This is a genomic window from Streptomyces sennicomposti (assembly GCF_019890635.1).
GTDB classification, from domain to species: Bacteria; Actinomycetota; Actinomycetes; order Streptomycetales; family Streptomycetaceae; genus Streptomyces; species Streptomyces sennicomposti.
In genome coordinates this window covers 1-15,926 of sequence record NZ_JAIOAB010000021.1, presented here as the reverse complement: position 1 = coordinate 15,926, position 15,926 = coordinate 1, and the positions used below count along the sequence as shown (strand labels likewise).

Below are 15,926 nucleotides of genomic sequence, written 5' to 3'. Positions count from 1 at the left end.
CAGCACGCCCCCGCCCCGTCGCGAGCGACTCAAGTCGTCGTGCACACCGTGCCGTTGAGGGTGAACACCGTCGGCGCCGCATACGCGCCCGAGTTGGCCCCGGTGAAGCCGAACGACACCGAGTTGCCGCCGTGCGCGGCCAGCTCGGAGTTGTACGACACCGGAGTCGCGATCACGTTCCGGCCGGACTGGCTCACCTGCGCGTTCCAGTACCCCGTCACCGAGACACCGCTGTCCGGGAAGGAATAAGCGAGGGTCCAGCCGTCGATCGGGTTCGGACCGGTGTTGGTGACCGTGACCTCGGCGTTGAAGCCGCTGCCCCAGCCGCCGGTGAGCCGGTACGCCACCTGGCAGGTCGACTCGGCGGGCGAGGTGGTGCGCACCGTGACCGGGTCCGAGGCGCGTGACAGCCGCCCGTCGGCGTCCCGGGCCAGCACGTTGAGCGTGTACGTGGTGCCCGGGGTCAGGTTGCGCACGGTCGCCGAGGTGGCGCTCGTGCCGGTCAGCAGCTCGCTGGTGGTGCCCTGCTGCCGGTACACCTCGTAGCGGACCGGAGTGCCGCCGGTGGCCGGCGTCCACGACAGGGTCGCGGTGGTGTCGGTGACGGAGGCGACCTTCGGGGACCGCGGCGCGCCCAGCGCGGACGCGGTGCCGCTCTTGGGATGCAGGGTGACGGTGGTGATCGAGTAGGGCGGCAGCGGCTGCGAGGAGCCGTCGCCGGTGCCGGTCTCGACGGCCGACGCCCGGTCGCGGAAGACCGCCACGTCGGCGGGCGAGCCGTCCGCCGTGTAGCCGCTCAGTCGCAGGTGCGCGGTGTGCGCCGCCGAGGGGTCCTTGTTGATCAGCAGCACGCTCAGATCCCCGTCGGCCCGCCGTACGGCGTGTGCGCTCACCAGCGCGCTGTCCGTGCCCGCGTTGACCAGCTGGTCGCCGGGACGGCCGGCGTGGCTGAGCATCTGGATGCCGTAGTAGGGCGGGAAGGGCGTGTTGACGGGCGGCTCGCAGACCGAGCCGGTGCAGCCTCCGCTGGACAGCAGGCCCATGTCGCCGTAGTCGGTGGCCCCGTCGGGGGCGGTGGAGATCGTGCCGACCCCGTTGTGGGTGTCCCACCAGTCCACCGTGAACACCCCGTTGGCGAGCGCGGTGAGATAGGTGTCGGCGGCGAACAGCGCGTTGGGCTGCGTGTCCATCAGAAGGTTGGAATTGGTCTCGGTCAGTGCGATCGGAGTGTCCGCCGCGCCCGCCGCGTCCAGTTCCGTACGCAACTGCTGGAGTTCGCCCGCCAGTTGCGCGGGCGTGTCGAGCATGCCGGCCGCGTCCGAGCCGCCCGGGTACCAGTGCACGATCACGAAGTCGGCCTTGCCCGCGACCAGCGGGATGACGGTGTGGTTCCAGTCGGCCGCGTCGCCGTCCGCCACGACGCCGTCCGGCCAGTTGCCCGGCGTGGTGAGCACCGCGCCGACCTTGATCGTCGGGTCCACCGCCTTCATCGCGGAGATGTAGTCGAGGACGCCGTGCGCGTAGGCGGCGGGGGAGCGGTCGGCGTGCTCGTCGGTCTCCCAGCCGGAGCCGTAATGCCCGTTGCCGTACAGCTCGTTGCCGACCTCCCAGAACTTCGCGCCGTACTTCTTGGTGACGTTGGCGTACCGCACCCAGCCGGCCGCCTCCTCGGGGGTGCCCGAACCGTAGTTCGCGATCAGGATGGGCTGGGCGCCCACCTTCTGGACGGTGCCCATGAAGGAGTCGAAGTCGGTGCCGGGGGCGACGTAGCCGCCGGGCGCGGTGTGCGTCTGCCAGTGGTAGATGTCGCCGTAGCTGCCGCCCGGGTAGCGCAGCATGCCGATGCCGGCGGCCTTGACCAGGTCCTGGGTGTCGGGGGTGTTCATGTGCGCGTCCCAGATGGCGCTGTTGAGCCCGTACGCGGTGTCCGGGATGGTGCCGAGGCCCTGGCCGGCGTTGACGGTGACGTCCACGGCGGCCGGGTCGTCGGCGGCGGTGCTCGCGACGGGGGCGCCGGCGAGGGCGGTCGCGTCCGCCGCGGCGGCGGGGAGCCGGCCGGCGGTGGCCAGCAGGGCGGCGGTCAGCGCCCCCGCGGCCAGGGCCCGGCGCAACGGGCTCCGGCTGCGCAGCAGCGGCCGGGACGGCCGGCCCGTCGTTCTGCGGACGTGCGGTTCGGCAGCGTGCACGGCGGTTCTCACCTTCGTCGCGGGGAGGTCGGCGGGATGTGCTGCGTGCGGGCGCTCCGGGCGTGCGTGCCGGCGTGAGGTGTGGGAGCGCTCCCATATTGTTAGGGGCTTGTCGGGGTGGCTGTCAATAAGCGTGCGGGAGGGTGTGCTGTGGAGGCGGGCGGGGAGGAGCTGGTCCGGCGTGGGCGCGGGCGTGGGCGCGGCCAGGTCCGCGTGACCTGCCGGGCCGGGCGGGCCGCCGGGCCCCGGCTTATCCGGCCAGGCGGGCCGCCGCGCCCGCGTACCCTGTTCCCGTGTCCGCCCCCGCCCTCCGCCGTGTCGCCGTTCTCGTGCTGGAGGGTGCGAAACCGCTCGACGTGGGGATTCCCGCGCAGGTGTTCACCACGCGGGCGAGCATGCCGTACGAGGTACGGGTGTGCGGGCCCGCGCCCGGCCTGGTGACCGGCGGCGACGGGCTGTCGTACCACGTGGCCCACGGGCCGGACGCCCTGGAGTGGGCGGACCTCGTGTTCATCCCCGGCTACCGGTTCCCCGACCGCGACGACCCGCCGCGGGCCGTGGTCGAGGCGCTGCTCGCGGCCCACGCGCGCGGCGCGCGGCTCGCCGCGATCTCGACGGGCGCGTTCGCGCTGGCCGCCACCGGTCTGCTGGACGGCAGACGCGCCACCACCCACTGGCACTACTCGGCGGCGCTCGCGGCGAAACACCCCCTGGTGGAGGTGGACGAGAACGTCCTGTTCGTGGACGAGGGCAGCGTGCTGACCTCGGCGGGCGCGGCCTCCGGCATCGACCTGTGCCTACACATCCTGCGCGGCGACCTCGGGGTGGCCGCCTCCAACCACGCGGCGCGGCGGCTCGTCGCCGCGCCCTACCGCAGCGGCGGCCAGGCGCAGTACGTGCCGCGCAGCGTGCCCGAACCGCTCGGCGAACGGTTCGCCGCCACCCGCGAGTGGGCGCTGCACCGGCTCGGCGAGCCGCTGACCCTCGACGTGCTGGCCCGGCACGCTGCGGTGTCGCCGCGCACGTTCTCGCGGCGCTTCGTGGAGGACACCGGGTACACGCCGATGCAGTGGGTCATGCGGGCCCGCATCGATCTCGCCCGTGAGCTGCTGGAACGGTCCGAGCGGAGCGTGGAGCAGATCGCGGCGGACGTCGGTCTGGGCACCGGCGCGAATCTGCGGCTGCACTTCCAGCGCATCCTCGGGACGACACCGAGCGAGTACCGGCGCACCTTCGCGCGGGGGGAGTGAGGACCGGCCGTCGCGGCTTGACCCGGCGGGTGTGAGCCAGGGCGAGGTCTTCCGGGTGTGAGTGGCGAGATCCTTGCGGACCGTGGCACTCGCGCCGCTGTCCCGGACCGGCGCGGCGCGGGATCTTGGAGGTGACCAGCCAGAAGGGACACCATTCATGACCCGCATCGCCATCAACGGATTCGGCCGCATCGGACGCAACGTGCTGCGCGCGCTGCTGGAGCGCGACAGCGAGCTGGAGATCGTCGCCGTCAACGACCTCACCGAGCCCGCCGCCCTCGCCCGGCTGCTCGCCTTCGACAGCACGGCGGGCCGGCTCGGTCGCCCGGTGACCGTCGACGGCGACACCCTCGTCGTGGACGGCCGCCGGATCAAGGTGCTCGCCGAGCGCGAGCCGGCGCGGCTGCCGTGGGCCGACCTCGGCGTCGACATCGCCCTGGAGGCCACCGGCCGCTTCACCGCCGCCAAGGCCGCCCGCGCCCACCTCGACGCGGGCGCGCGCAAGGTCCTCGTCAGCGCGCCCTCGGACGGCGCCGACGTCACGCTCGCGTACGGCGTCAACACCGACGCCTACGACCCCGAGGCGCACACGGTGATCTCGAACGCCTCGTGCACGACCAACGCGCTCGCGCCGCTGGCCGCGGTGCTCGACCGGCTCGCGGGCATCGAGCACGGGTTCATGACCACCGTGCACGCCTACACCCAGGAGCAGAACCTCCAGGACGGCCCGCACCGCGACGCCCGCCGCGCCCGCGCCGCCGGCGTCAACATCGTGCCGACGACGACGGGCGCCGCGAAGGCGATCGGCCTGGTGCTGCCGAACCTGGACGGCAAGCTGTCGGGCGACTCGATCCGCGTACCGGTGCCGGTGGGCTCCATCGTGGAGCTGAACACGACCGTCGCCCGCGACGTGACGCGCGAGGACGTGCTGGAGGCGTACCGCGCCGCGGCCGAGGGTCCGCTCGCCGGCGTCCTCGAGTACTCGGAGGACCCGCTGGTGTCCTCCGACATCACCGGCAACCCGGCCTCCTCGATCTTCGACTCGGCGCTCACCCGCGTCGACGGCCGCCATGTCAAGGTGGTCGCCTGGTACGACAACGAGTGGGGTTTCTCCAACCGCGTGATCGACACCCTGGAACTCCTCGCCGGCCGCTGACGCGAGAGCCTTCGCCGGCCCTCGGCGGTGAACAGGGCGGCTGCGCCCGGGCGCGGGGCCGCCCACTCCGGTGCCGCCGGAACCGTCACCCTTTCGGGACTTCCCCGAGGGTTCCGGCGCCCCGGCCGCTAGTCTTCCCCGCGTGATGGTGGGCGCCGGACACACTCGGCTGATCGTGCTGCGCGGCAACAGCGCCTCGGGGAAGTCGTCCGTCGCCGCGGGGCTGCGGGAGAGGTTCGGGCGGGGACTGGCCCTGGTCGGGCAGGACAATCTGCGGCGGGTCGTGCTGCGCGAACACGACCGGCCCGGTGCCGCCAACATCGGCCTGATCGAACTGACCGCGCGCTACGCCCTGGACGCCGGGTACCACGTCGTGGTCGAGGGCATCCTCAGCGCGGACCGCTACGGCGAGATGCTGGCCCGGCTGCGGGCCGACCACCGCGGTCACACCCACGGCTACTACCTGCACGTGCCGTTCGAGGAGACGCTCGTCCGGCACGCGACCAAGCCGATCGCCGACGTGGTCACCGAGACGCAGTTGCGGGAGTGGTACCGGTCGCTGGACCTGCTGCCCGGCGGCGCCGAGACCGTCATCGGCGCCGACAGCGGCCTCGCGGCCACCGTCGACCGCATCCTGCGCGAGACCGGCCTGGCGGACCTCCCGCCCCTGGACCGCTGACACCGCCCCCACCGCTGCCCCGGCCGTCGGCGTCTGCTCCGCTGCCTCCGCCGTCGCGCCCATGACCCCGTGTCCGCCCGGCCGCCGCCGGGGGCCGGTGGCGGCCCTAGGCTGGCGGGTGTGGAAGCGATGCTGGTGAGTGCGTGTCTGCGGGGGGTGCCGTGCCGGTTCGACGGGCGGCACAAGGTGACGCCGGAGTCGGCCGAAGCGGTGGCCGGCCGTACGGTCGTCCCGTTCTGCCCGGAGGTCGCCGGCGGGCTTCCCACACCGCGCCGGCCCGCCGAACTGGTGGGCGGCGACGGGCAGGACGTGCTGGACGGCACGGCGCGGGTCGTCGACGACACCGGGCGCGATGTGACGGCGGAGTTCCTGGCCGGCGCCCGGCGCGCGCTCGAGGCGGCCCGGCGCACCGGGTGCACCGAGGCGCTGCTCATGCCCCGCAGCCCCTCGTGCGGCCGGGGCGAGGTCTACGACGGCTCGTTCACGGGCGCGCTGACCCGCGGCGACGGAGTGACGGCGGCCCTGCTGGAACGGCACGGCATCACCGTACGGCCCGCCCCCGGGGTGTGACACCGTACGGCGGCCGGGGCGCCCCGCTCACGTCGTCAGCAGGACGCCGCCGTACGACACACCCGCGATGACCAGCCACGAGCACAGGCCGAGTGCCGCGACCCGGCCTCCGCCGCGTACCAGGGACGGCAGATGGACCGCGCTGCCCAGACCCACGAGGGCGGCGGCGAGCAGCAGTTCCTGCGCCTGGTGGGCGGCGGTGAGGACGGGCTGCGCGAGCAGGCCCGTGGAGCGCAGCGCGGTCATCGCGAGGAAGCCGACGACGAACAGGGGGACGATCGGGGCCCGCCGCGCACCGGCCGGTGAGGTGTGCGCGGCGTCGTCCGGCGCGGTGTGTGCCGTACCGGAACCGCCCGTCCGGCGTCGGCGCAGGGACAGGCCGACCGCCGCGACCAGCGGCGCGAGCATCGCCACCCGCATCAGTTTGACGAGGACGGCCTCGCGCAGGGCGGTCGGCCCGGCGGTCTGCGCGGTCGCCACCACCTGGCCCACGTCGTGCACACCCGCTCCCACCCAGCGTCCGAACTGCGTGGCGTCCAGCCCCAACGGCCGGTGCAGCAACGGCAGTACGACGATGGCGAGGGTGCCGCACAGCGTCACCAGCGCCACCGCCGTGGCCACGTCCTCCTCCTCGCTGTCCGACACCTCGCTCATCGCGCCGATGGCGGAGGCGCCGCAGATGGCGTAGCCGGTCGCGATCAGCAGCGGCTGGTCGCCGGGCAGTCCCATCCGCCGGCCCAGCCACACCGTCCCGGCGAACGTCGCGGCGACGGTGCCCAGCACCATGGCCACGGTCTCCCAGCCCAGGCCGAGCACGTCGCCGAGACCGACGCTCAGTCCGAGGAGCACGACACCGGCCCGCATCAGACGTTTCCCGGCGAAGGACAGTCCGGGACGCGCCACGCCCCGCACGACGGCGCGCGGCCCCGGCAGGTGTGCGGCGGCGACACCGAGCACGATCGCGGCGGTGAGCAGGGGCACCGCGGGCAGCACCCGGTGCGCCGTCCAGGCGAGGGCGACCCCGGCGGCGGCCACCGCGAGGCCGGGCAGCTTGTCGCGGACGGCGGCCGCCGGAGGCCGCCCCGGCGCGCGGGGAGCCGCCGCGGCGGCGGGTTCCGGCCGGGTGCGCGCCTTGGTCGCCGTGTCGCGGCCGGTCACCGTTCGCCGGCCGGCGGTTCGTAGACGCGGCGGACGCTGCTGCCCAGGCGGGTGATGTCGGCGCCGTAGACGTGCAGGGAGATCGCCTTGTCCTCGCCCGCGTTCCAGACCCGGTGGATGTCGCCGGGCGGTGCGAAGCCGCACACCTCGCCCTGCTCGTTGACGACGTCCCGGGTGGCGACGAGGCGGGGGCCGTCGTCGCCGGGGACCAGCGCGTAGCGGCGCTCGTGCTCACGGCCCGTATGGACCCCGGTGACGCACCAGGAGACGTGGTCGTGGACGGTGGTGCGCTGGCCGGGCAGCCACACCAGGGAGACGATCGAGAAGCTGCCGTCCGGCTCGGCGTGCAGGACGTGCTGGCGGTAGTGGCCCGAGTCGCCCTCGCACTGACGATCCGTCAGCAGATCGGCGGCGCCGAGGTGCGGCGCGAGGCGCTCGCCGACCAGGTGCGCGGTGCGGTCGGGTGGCAGGCAGCGCGCGACGGTCTCTCTCACCTCGTGGACGAGACGGTCCAGGCGAGTGGTCACCGCCGTGCGCGTCCGGGCTTCGGAAGTGGTCATGACGGCAGCGTCGGACCTCGGCGACCTGGGCGTCCAACGACGGTTTCTTCGGCTCTGCCCAAGCGCTGCTTATGGATACGTGTGAGGCGGCGGCCCCGGTAGTCGTCGGCGCGCGGGGCGGATCAGCCGGATCAGCAGCCGACGCGGCGTGCGGCGACCGCCTTGAACGTGTCGATCACCAGGGCGGTGGCCGGGATGCGCAGATGCTCGCGCAGCACGTACGCCGAGATCCGGCGGCGCAGGGCCGGTTCCAGGGCGCGGCCGGCGACCCGGTCCAGCCGGAGGAAGGACAGCACGAGGCTCGGCATCAGGGCGACGCCCAGGCCCTCGGCGACCAGCGACTGCACGACGAGACCGTCGTCGGTGGTGAAGGCGATGTCGGGCGCGAACCCCAACTCGGCGCACTCGTGCAGGAAATGGGTACGGCAGCGGGCGCACCCGGCGATCCAGCGCTCGCCGGTGAAGTCGGCGAGCCGCACCGCCCGACGCCGGGCCTGCGGATGGCCGACCGGCATCAGCACCGTGAGCTGGTCCTCCAGCAGCGGGACCTCCACCACCTCGTCCGGCACCGCCTCCCGCAGCCCGGGATAGGTGAAGGCGAGCGTGATGTCGCACTCGCCGCGCGCCAGTTGGCGCAGTGAGTCGGGCGGCTCGTCCTCCAGGAGCTTCACCCGTATCCCGGGGTGGTCGGCGGCGAGCAGGGCCAGGGCCTCGGGGACGAGGGTGGCGCTGGCGCTGGGGAAGGCGCACACCCGCACCCGGCCGCTGTGCAGCCGGGTGATCGCCGTGACCTGCTCCTCGGCCACGGACAGACTGTCGAGGATGGCCTCCGCGTGCCGGGCCAGCGTCTCGCCGGCCTCCGTCAGCCGCATCCGCCGGCCCGCCCGGATGAACAGCGGGCTGCCCACGGACCGTTCCAGCGCCTTCATCTGCTGGGTCACCGCCGGCTGCGTATAGCCGAGCACCGTGGCGGCCCCGGAGTACGTCCCGGCCTGCACCACCGCGTGGAAGGTCCTGATGTGCCGTGAATCGAACACGCGTCGAATCATAAGCAGAATTTGGGGTCCGGGCCGAAGCGGGTGACTCTTCTTGCGTCAACAGCCCGGTACGGGCCGAAAATCGTCGTAGTGGAGCCTGTAGCCGGGGACGCGGAGCCTGTAGCCGGGGACGCGGATTCCCCTGCCGATCCGGGGAGTTGTGCGGTGGCGCCTCGGCTCAGCGGTGGCCGTCCAGGTGGAGGGCGGGCCGCTGGTCGTCCTCGGGGGCCTGGTGGCCGTTCGCCCACAGGGTGCGGATGTGGGAGAGGTGGCGGCGCACGCAGTCCTCGGCGGCCCGCGCGTTCCCGGCCACCATGAGGTCGAGGAGTTCGACGTGTTCCCGGGCGGAGGCGACCAGGCGTCCCGTCTCGTTCAGACTGCCGAGGCCGTACAGCCGCGACCGCTTGCGCAGATCGGCCACCACCTCCACCAGGCGGTCGTTGCCGGCCAGACCCAGCAGCTCCAGATGGAAGCGGTGATCCGCCTCCAGGTAGCCGAGCACGTCGCCCTGCCGCGCCGCGGTCACGATCCGCTCGGCCGGCGGCCGCAGGGCCTCCAGCCGCTCGGCGCCCGCCGTCGCGGCGACCCGGCCCACGGTCGGGACCTCGATCAGGGCGCGCAGCTCCGTGAACTCGTCCCGACACACCCAGCTCCGCCGCCAGGGCGGGCGTCGCGCACGGGACGGCGGTCACAGCAGGAAGCCCTCGGGGAACGGGTCGGCGGGGTCCAGGGAGAACTGGGCGGTGCCGGTGAGTCACGCCCGTCCGGTGATCGTGGGCACCACCGCCGGCCGCCCCGCGACGCCGGGCTCCGCGACCAGGCGGCCCGCCCCGGTGGTGCCGCCGGCCGGGGAGGCGCGGTCGACGACCGCCACGGAGAGCCCGGCCCTGCCGGCGTAGTACGCGCACGCGGAGCCGACGGCTCGGGCGCCCACGACGACGGCGTCGAAGGCCTCGACCACGCTCTGTGCGATGTCACATGTCTCTGTCGCGGCCGAGGGCGCCGCACCCGGATGCGGCCACGACCGGCGTCACCTGGACGTGTGCGCGGCCGGCCGTCCGCGGATGCGGACATGAGCGGGCATGACCGGCATGTCCTGGGCCTCTTCCGGCCATCCGGCCCTGCTTTCGGCCACATGCGCGTGCCGTCCCCCGGCGCGCGCCACGGACCGGCGGGCGGCGGTTATGGTGCTCGCTGCGCCGAGCCGAGGGAGATCATGAAAACCGCCGCCGAGTCACCGCCGACCCCCCGTACGCCGCTGCGGACGGTGGCCTTCCGGCGGTTCATGTCGGCCAATCTCGTCTCCGCGACCGGGTCCGCGATGGCCCCGCTCGCGCTGGCCTACTCCGTCATCGAACAGGGCGGAGGCGCCGGCTCCCTCGGGCTGGTGCTCGCCATGAACACCGTCCCGACGATCGTGTTCCTGCTGGCGGGCGGCGTCTTCGCGGACCGTCTCCCGCGCAGCCGCATCCTGTTCCTCGGCAATCTGCTGGCGGCCGCCGCGCAGGGCGTGCTCGCGGTCACCGTGGCCACCGGGCAGGCGACGACGGCGTCGATCGCCCTGTGCGGCCTCGCCTCCGGGACGGCGGCCTCCTTCACCGGGCCCGCCGCCCAGGGCGCCCTCGCCCAGATCGTCCCCGTGGAACACCTGCAACGGGCCAACGCGCTGCTGCGGCTGCCGACCAACGCGGTCAAGGTGCTGGGGCCGGTCGCCGGCGGACTCGTCGTCGCCGCCGGCGGGGCCGCCTGGGCCCTGGCTTGGGACGCGGTCACGTTCGCCGTCGCCGCCGTCCTGCTCCTCGGACTGCGCCTGGACGCGCCGGTCGCCGCGCCCGCCGGCGTCCTCGCCGACCTGCGGGCGGGCTGGACCGCCTTCTGGTCGCGCACCTGGCTGTGGACCTACACGGCCGCCGGGACCGTGCTCGTCGCCGCCTGGCTGGCCGGGTTCCAGCTGCTCGGCCCCGTCGACGCCGCCGAGCACTACGCCGGGGCCCGCGACTGGGGGCTGATCCAGGCGGCCCTGGCCTGCGGTCTGCTGGCCGGGACGCTGGTGTGTCTGCGCTGGAAACCCCGCCGGCTGCTCGCCTGCGCCGTCGTCGCCAGTGGCGCGCTGGCGCTGCCGCTGACCGCGATGGGCTGGGGGTTGCCGCTGCCCGCCGTCCTGGCGGCCGCGGTGCTCGCGGGCGTCGGGCTCGACATCTCGATCGTCGCCTGGAGCACCGCGTTCCAGCAGCACGTGCCCACCGCCGAACAGGGCCGCATGGGCGCGCTGAACGGCATCGGGGAGCGGCTGGCCATCCCCCTCGGCTACCTCGTCACCGCCCTCGCGGCGCACGTCTGGGACACCCGGGCCGTGCTCCTGGCCTGCGCCGCGCTGATCGTCGTCACGGCCGTCCTCAACCTCTGCGTCCCGGACGTCCACCGCGTCGACCGCGTCGAACCCGTCGACCGCGTCATCGGGAACGACCGTTCCAAGATCACGAGTTGACCCTCGCCCTCCCCGCCGCTCCCGCGTCCCGCGTCACCCGCCCCGCCCGCCGGGCGCCCAGGACGCCGTAGAGCACCGCCGGTACGACCAGGCCGACGATCCAGGAAATGTCGGCGCCGCCCAGCGGCTCGACCAGCGGACCGGTGTAGAAGCTGGTGGCCAGGAACGGGAGCTGCACGGCGACGCCGATCCCGTAGACCAGCAGCGCGGTCCAACGCCAGCCGCCGTAACGGCCGTCGGGGTCGCTCAGCGCGGCCAGGTCGTAGCGCTCCCGGGAGATCAGGTAGTAGTCCACCAGGTTGATCGCCGACCACGGGGTGAAGAAGGTCAGCAGGAACAGCAGGAAGTCGGCGAAGGAGTCCAGGAAGGAGTTCCGCCCGGCGAGCGCCACCAGCGTGCCCGCGGTCATGATGCCCGCGATGTACGCGCTACGGGCCCGCCGGGACAGCACACGCTGACCGCGGAAGCCGCTCACGCTGGTCACGATGGACATGAACCCGCCGTAGGTGTTGAGCACGTTCACCGTCAGTTTGCCCAGCGCGATCACGAAGTACAGGAACGAGGCGATCAGCCCCGTCCCGCCGAGGCCCACCACATAGCCGACCTGGTCGTCCACGAAGGCCGCCCCGGCGGTGGCCGCCACCAGCACGCCGAAGGTCATCGACCACTGCGCGCCCAGCACCGTGCCGGCCAGCGTCCAGCCGAAGGTGGCGCGGGCGGAGGTGGTGCGCGGCAGATAGCGGGAGTAGTCGGCGACGTAGGGCCCGAACGCCAGCTGCCAGGACGCCGACAGGGACATGGCCAGCAGGAACATCGGCAGCGAGAAGTGGTGCCGGTGCGCCATGTCCGCGAGGTCCACATGGTCCAGCAGCCGTATCCCCAGATAGACGAAGGCGAGCGCGCACACCACGCTCGCCACCCGCCCCAGGGCGTGGATCACGCGGTAGCCCACGGTCGCCATCACCCCGGTGACCAGGGCGAACAGCACGATGCCCGGCACCGGCCCGAGATGCGTCAGCTTGCCCACCGCCTGACCGGCGAGCACCGAGCCGCTGGCGAAGAACCCGACGTACATCACGACCACCAGGACCAGCGGCACCACCGCACCGCGCACCCCGAACTGCGCCCGCGAGGAGATCATCTGCGGCAGGCCGAGCCGGGGACCCTGCGCCGAGTGCAGCGCCATGACGGCGCCGCCGACCAGATTGCCGAGCAGCAGCGCGGTCACCGACCAGACCACGTCGCCGCCGAACACCACCGCGAGGGCGCCGGTGACGACCGTGGTGATCTGGAGGTTGGCTCCGAGCCAGAGGGTGAATTGCGAGAACGCCGTGCCGTGGCGCTCCTCGTCGGGGATGACGTCGATGGACCGCCGTTCGACCATGGCCTGCGCCACAAGCTGCTCCGTCCTGCTGCGCGTCGGCCGGGGCCGACGGGTCGGATGCGGTTCGAGGCACTGGACGGCGCACACTCACCGCTGCATATAGTTATGCAGGGTTCCTCTTAGTTGAATGAAAAGCAATACCCTCCGGCGAATCGGCGCGGCAGGCGTCTCACCCAGCGCGTGAGCGCGCGGCCCGCGCTCACCGCAGCGCCACGACCGCCTCGTCCGTGTACACCAGGAACGTCAGCGTCTGCCGGAAGTACAGCTCGATCCCGGACGCGTCGTGCGCGGTGTAGCCGATCGCGAGATCCTCGCCGAGGCGCAGCTCGAAGTCGCCGCCCCGGGTGGACAGCAGGAACGCGCCGTCCAGCGCGGGCGCCCAGACGGGCGGCGCGTCCAGCAGCCGCCCCAGGTGTGCCGCGACGGGATAGCCGTGGTCGGACGTCTCGCTCACCGCCGTGTACGCGTCGGCGCCCAGCAGCAGCGCGTACGGCCCGTCGACCCCCGCCAGCCGCAGCGTCGTCAGCGCCCGGCTGACCGCGTCCGGGTACTCCCGCGGCTGCTCGGGAAGCGCGACGACCGGATGGGACGTGCGCTCGCGCAGCCCGTCGACACCGGCCGCCGGATACCCCTCGAAGACGATCCGGTCCTCGGCGAACGCCATGGTGCGCACGGCGTCCTTCACCGGCTGCCAGTCGGAGTCCTGCGCGCCGCGCTCGACATCGTCCACGGCGTCGCGGGTGACCCGGAACGGCGCCCGCAGCTCGACCAGCGGCCGCGCCTGGCGCAGCCGTGCGGTCACCCCGTGGGCCGGGGCCTCGATGCCGGTGAGGTGGCCGGTGCCCACCGCCGCCAGCTCGGGGCCGTCGGGTCCGGTCACGTCCACGGCGCGCCGGCCGCCGACGTTGCGCTGGAAGGTACGGCGAGCCTCGTCCTCGATCTGCGCCCAGGCCGGCGCGGTGATCGGGGCGAGTTCGCGGTGCAGGTTGCTCGGTGCCAAGGGCGTGGGCGTGGACATGGGTCAGGCTCCTTTGAGACCGCCGATCCCCAGAGAACCCTCCAGCGCCACGGCGCCCTTGGGCGCGGCCGGCGGGTCGTCGAGGAAATCGGCGCTCGGCGCGTGGAAGAGACAGCCGGTGACCGCGGTGGAGAAGTCGAGGATCCGGTCGTGCACACCCGGACGGTCGCCGAGGAACATGTTCCGCAGCATCTGCTCCGTCACGTCGGGCGTACGGGCGTACCCGATGAAATACGTGCCGAACTCCCCGTCGCCGACCCGGCCGAACGGCATGTTGTCCCGTACGATCTTGCGCTCGTCGCCGTTCTCGTCGGTGACGGTGTTCAGCGCGACGTGCGAGTCGACGGGTTTGACGTCGTCCGGCAGCTCGATGTTGTCCGGCTTGGTCCGGCCGATGATCCTCTCCTGCTCCTCCACCGACAGCGCCTTCCAGGCGGTGATGTCGTGCAGGTACTTCTGGACGATGACGTAACTGCCGCCCGCGAAGTCCGGGTCCTCGGCGCCGACGAACACCGACTCGTCCGCGAGGGCGCCCTCCGGGTTCTCGGTGCCGTCCACGAAGCCCAGCAGATCGCGTTCGTCGAAGGACTTGAAGCCGTGCACCTCGTCCACGACGGTGGCCGCTCCGCGCAGCCGCTCGCCGATCAGCTGCGCCAGCTCGAAGCACAGGTCCATGCGCCGGGACCGCAGATGGAACAGAAGGTCGCCCGGGGTGGCCGGGGCGTGGTGCCGGGCGCCGGTCAGCGGCACGAAGGGATGCAGGTCGCGGGGGCGCGGCCCGGCGAAGAGCCGGTCCCACGCGGTGGAGCCGATGGAGGTGACACAGGTGAGCTGCGCCTCCGGGGCCCGGAACCCCACCGAGCGCTTCAGCCCGGCCAGGTCCGGGAGCAGATCCCGTACGACGGACTCGCCGCCGGAGGCGATGGTGCACACGAGGAACAGCGCGGACCTGGCCGGCGGGGCGATCACTGGTTGCGGCTCGACCACGGACCTGCCTCCTAGGGGGTGCGGCGGCTTCCGGGGGTGCGGCGGTTGTGCGCCGCACCCGCAGGGGACGCGCGGACCGGCGTACAGCCGGACGCCTCCGCGCGTCCCGCACCGGGTTTCCCGCCGCGGCCCGCTTCAACCAGGTCGCGGCCCGGTTCGAACCTGGCCCCGATACAGGCCTTGCCCCAGGTGTCGAGCCAGGTCTCACCCCCGGTCGGCCGGTGTGCGCCGCGCCATCCACGCGGCGACGACCGCGCCGGAGATGTTGTGCCACACGGAGAACACGGCGGCGGGCAGGGCCGCCAGCGGGCTGAAGTGCGCGGTGGCGAGCGAGGCGGCGAGCCCGGAGTTCTGCATGCCCACCTCGAAGGCCATCGCACGGGACGCGGGCCGCCCGAGCCGGGCGAGCCGTCCGCAGCCGTAGCCGAGGGCCAGCCCGCAGCCGTTGTGGATCACGACGGCCAGCAGCACGGTGAGGGCGGCGGACTTCAGGGCGTGCGCGCTGCCCGCGACGACCACGGCGACGATCGCGGCGATCGCCAGCGAGGACAGCCACGGCATCGCGCCGAGCACCCGGCCGACGTACCGCCCGGCCACCAGACGCACCACGAGCCCCGCGATCACCGGCAGCAGCACGGTCTTGAGGATGTCGGTCACCATCGACCCGGCGTCGACGGGCAGGTACTGGCCCGCGAGCAGCAGCGTCAGCGGCGGGGTCAGCAACGGCGCGAGGACGGTCGAGACGGTGGCGACCGAGACGGACAGGGCCACGTCGCCCCGGGCGAGATAGGTGACCACGTTGGAGGCGGTGCCGCTGGGGGCGCAGCCGACGAGGATGACGCCGGCCGCGAGGGCGGGGGACAGGTGCAGCAGGTGGGCCACCAGCCAGCCGAGCCCCGGCATGATGACGTAGTGGGCGACGAGGCCGAGCAGCACCACCCAGGGCCGGCGGGCCACGCCCTTGAAGTCGTCCAGGGACATGGTGAGTCCCATGCAGAACATCACCAGGCCGAGGAGGTACGGCACGTCCGTCCCGTAGCCGCTGAACGTGTCCGGGAACAGGAGTCCGACGAGCCCGGCCGCGAGGACGAGGACGGGGAAGACGGTGACGGCCCGGCGCGCGGCACGGTCGGCCGGAGCGGGGCCGCCCGCGTTCGCGGGGTGGCCGGCGTCCGCGGGGCCGCGGGTGGGGGCGGGGCCGTCGGCGTCCGTGGGGGCGCCGGAAGAGGTGGGGGTCTCGGAGCTGCGCATAAGATGCATGTAAATACCATGTAACGGCGGGCGGCAATCCCGTCTCGGGATCCGGGCAGCGGCCCGCACCGGAGCCGCTGCCCGAGAACCGCCCGCCGTGGACCGGTCGCACCGGCCTGCGCGGGCCGGACCGGTCCCCGTCAAGAAGATCCCCAAGTCCCGCACCGGCACGCGCGTGCGCTACTGGGCCGACCGCCAGATC

At 73.5% G+C, this 15,926-nt stretch carries 13 protein-coding genes and 2 pseudogenes; 5 read left to right on the top strand and 10 right to left on the bottom strand.

All coding sequences use genetic code 11. The annotated features are described in order from the left end of the window. Positions 1–29: 29 nt before the first annotated feature. Positions 30–2,186 carry a cellulose binding domain-containing protein gene (locus tag K7787_RS14555; protein ID WP_223001631.1) on the bottom strand — a complete coding sequence of 719 codons (2,157 nt, stop codon included), beginning with the start codon at positions 2,184–2,186 and terminating at the stop codon, positions 30–32. Positions 2,187–2,479: 293 nt separating this feature from the next. On the opposite strand from K7787_RS14555, the gene K7787_RS14550 reads away from it, so the two are divergent. The 4 genes from K7787_RS14550 to K7787_RS14535 all read left to right on the top strand — a co-directional run bounded on the left by K7787_RS14550 (position 2,480) and on the right by K7787_RS14535 (position 5,841). Beyond that, the gene (locus K7787_RS14550; RefSeq protein WP_009192445.1) at positions 2,480–3,436 is read left to right on the top strand and encodes a GlxA family transcriptional regulator; all 957 of its coding nucleotides are present in this window, start codon (positions 2,480–2,482) and stop codon (positions 3,434–3,436) included. A 157-nt stretch (positions 3,437–3,593) separates the two neighbouring features. Continuing rightward, the gene (gene gap, locus K7787_RS14545; protein WP_009192444.1) at positions 3,594–4,592 is read left to right on the top strand and encodes a type I glyceraldehyde-3-phosphate dehydrogenase; all 999 of its coding nucleotides are present in this window, start codon (positions 3,594–3,596) and stop codon (positions 4,590–4,592) included. Positions 4,593–4,737: 145 nt separating this feature from the next. After that, complete coding sequence (locus K7787_RS14540; RefSeq protein WP_223001676.1) at positions 4,738–5,271, top strand: P-loop NTPase family protein; 534 nt, start codon at positions 4,738–4,740, stop codon at positions 5,269–5,271. Positions 5,272–5,391: 120 nt separating this feature from the next. Continuing rightward, complete coding sequence (locus tag K7787_RS14535; protein WP_439946101.1) at positions 5,392–5,841, top strand: 2-thiouracil desulfurase family protein; 450 nt, start codon at positions 5,392–5,394, stop codon at positions 5,839–5,841. Between the two features lie 27 nt (positions 5,842–5,868). On the opposite strand, the gene K7787_RS14530 is transcribed toward K7787_RS14535, so the two are convergent. The 5 genes and pseudogenes from K7787_RS14530 to K7787_RS32440 all read right to left on the bottom strand — a co-directional run. Next, positions 5,869–6,999 carry a YeiH family protein gene (locus tag K7787_RS14530; protein WP_308036354.1) on the bottom strand — a complete coding sequence of 377 codons (1,131 nt, stop codon included), beginning with the start codon at positions 6,997–6,999 and terminating at the stop codon, positions 5,869–5,871. Next, complete coding sequence (locus K7787_RS14525; RefSeq protein ID WP_223001630.1) at positions 6,996–7,559, bottom strand: cysteine dioxygenase family protein; 564 nt, start codon at positions 7,557–7,559, stop codon at positions 6,996–6,998. Before K7787_RS14525 ends, K7787_RS14530 begins: the two co-directional genes overlap by 4 nt. A 131-nt stretch (positions 7,560–7,690) precedes the next feature. Beyond that, the gene (locus K7787_RS14520) at positions 7,691–8,596 is read right to left on the bottom strand and encodes a LysR family transcriptional regulator (RefSeq protein ID WP_009192439.1); all 906 of its coding nucleotides are present in this window, start codon (positions 8,594–8,596) and stop codon (positions 7,691–7,693) included. A gap of 178 nt (positions 8,597–8,774) precedes the next feature. After that, positions 8,775–9,233, bottom strand: a pseudogene (locus tag K7787_RS14515) (GntR family transcriptional regulator); the annotation flags it as partial. 51 nt (positions 9,234–9,284) lie between these two features. Continuing rightward, positions 9,285–9,437: pseudogene (locus K7787_RS32440) on the bottom strand (proline racemase family protein); the annotation flags it as partial. Positions 9,438–9,812: 375 nt separating this feature from the next. On the opposite strand from K7787_RS32440, the gene K7787_RS14505 reads away from it, so the two are divergent. Beyond that, positions 9,813–11,084, top strand: a complete 1,272-nt coding sequence (locus K7787_RS14505; protein WP_223001629.1) for an MFS transporter — start codon at positions 9,813–9,815, stop codon at positions 11,082–11,084. Here the strand turns inward: K7787_RS14505 and K7787_RS14500 are convergent. The 4 genes from K7787_RS14500 to K7787_RS14485 form a co-directional block, all read right to left on the bottom strand. Next, positions 11,074–12,468, bottom strand: coding sequence for a purine-cytosine permease family protein (locus K7787_RS14500; RefSeq protein ID WP_203622199.1), 1,395 nt, complete (start codon positions 12,466–12,468; stop codon positions 11,074–11,076). The two genes, K7787_RS14505 and K7787_RS14500, sit on opposite strands and share 11 nt — an antisense overlap. Positions 12,469–12,667: 199 nt before the next feature. Continuing rightward, positions 12,668–13,486, bottom strand: a complete 819-nt coding sequence (locus tag K7787_RS14495) for a family 1 encapsulin nanocompartment shell protein (RefSeq protein ID WP_043262148.1) — start codon at positions 13,484–13,486, stop codon at positions 12,668–12,670. A 3-nt stretch (positions 13,487–13,489) separates the two neighbouring features. Next, complete coding sequence (locus tag K7787_RS14490; RefSeq protein WP_009192433.1) at positions 13,490–14,473, bottom strand: Dyp-type peroxidase; 984 nt, start codon at positions 14,471–14,473, stop codon at positions 13,490–13,492. A 204-nt stretch (positions 14,474–14,677) separates the two neighbouring features. Then, positions 14,678–15,724 carry a bile acid:sodium symporter family protein gene (locus K7787_RS14485; RefSeq protein WP_164390764.1) on the bottom strand — a complete coding sequence of 349 codons (1,047 nt, stop codon included), beginning with the start codon at positions 15,722–15,724 and terminating at the stop codon, positions 14,678–14,680. Between the last annotated feature and the right edge of the window lie 202 nt (positions 15,725–15,926).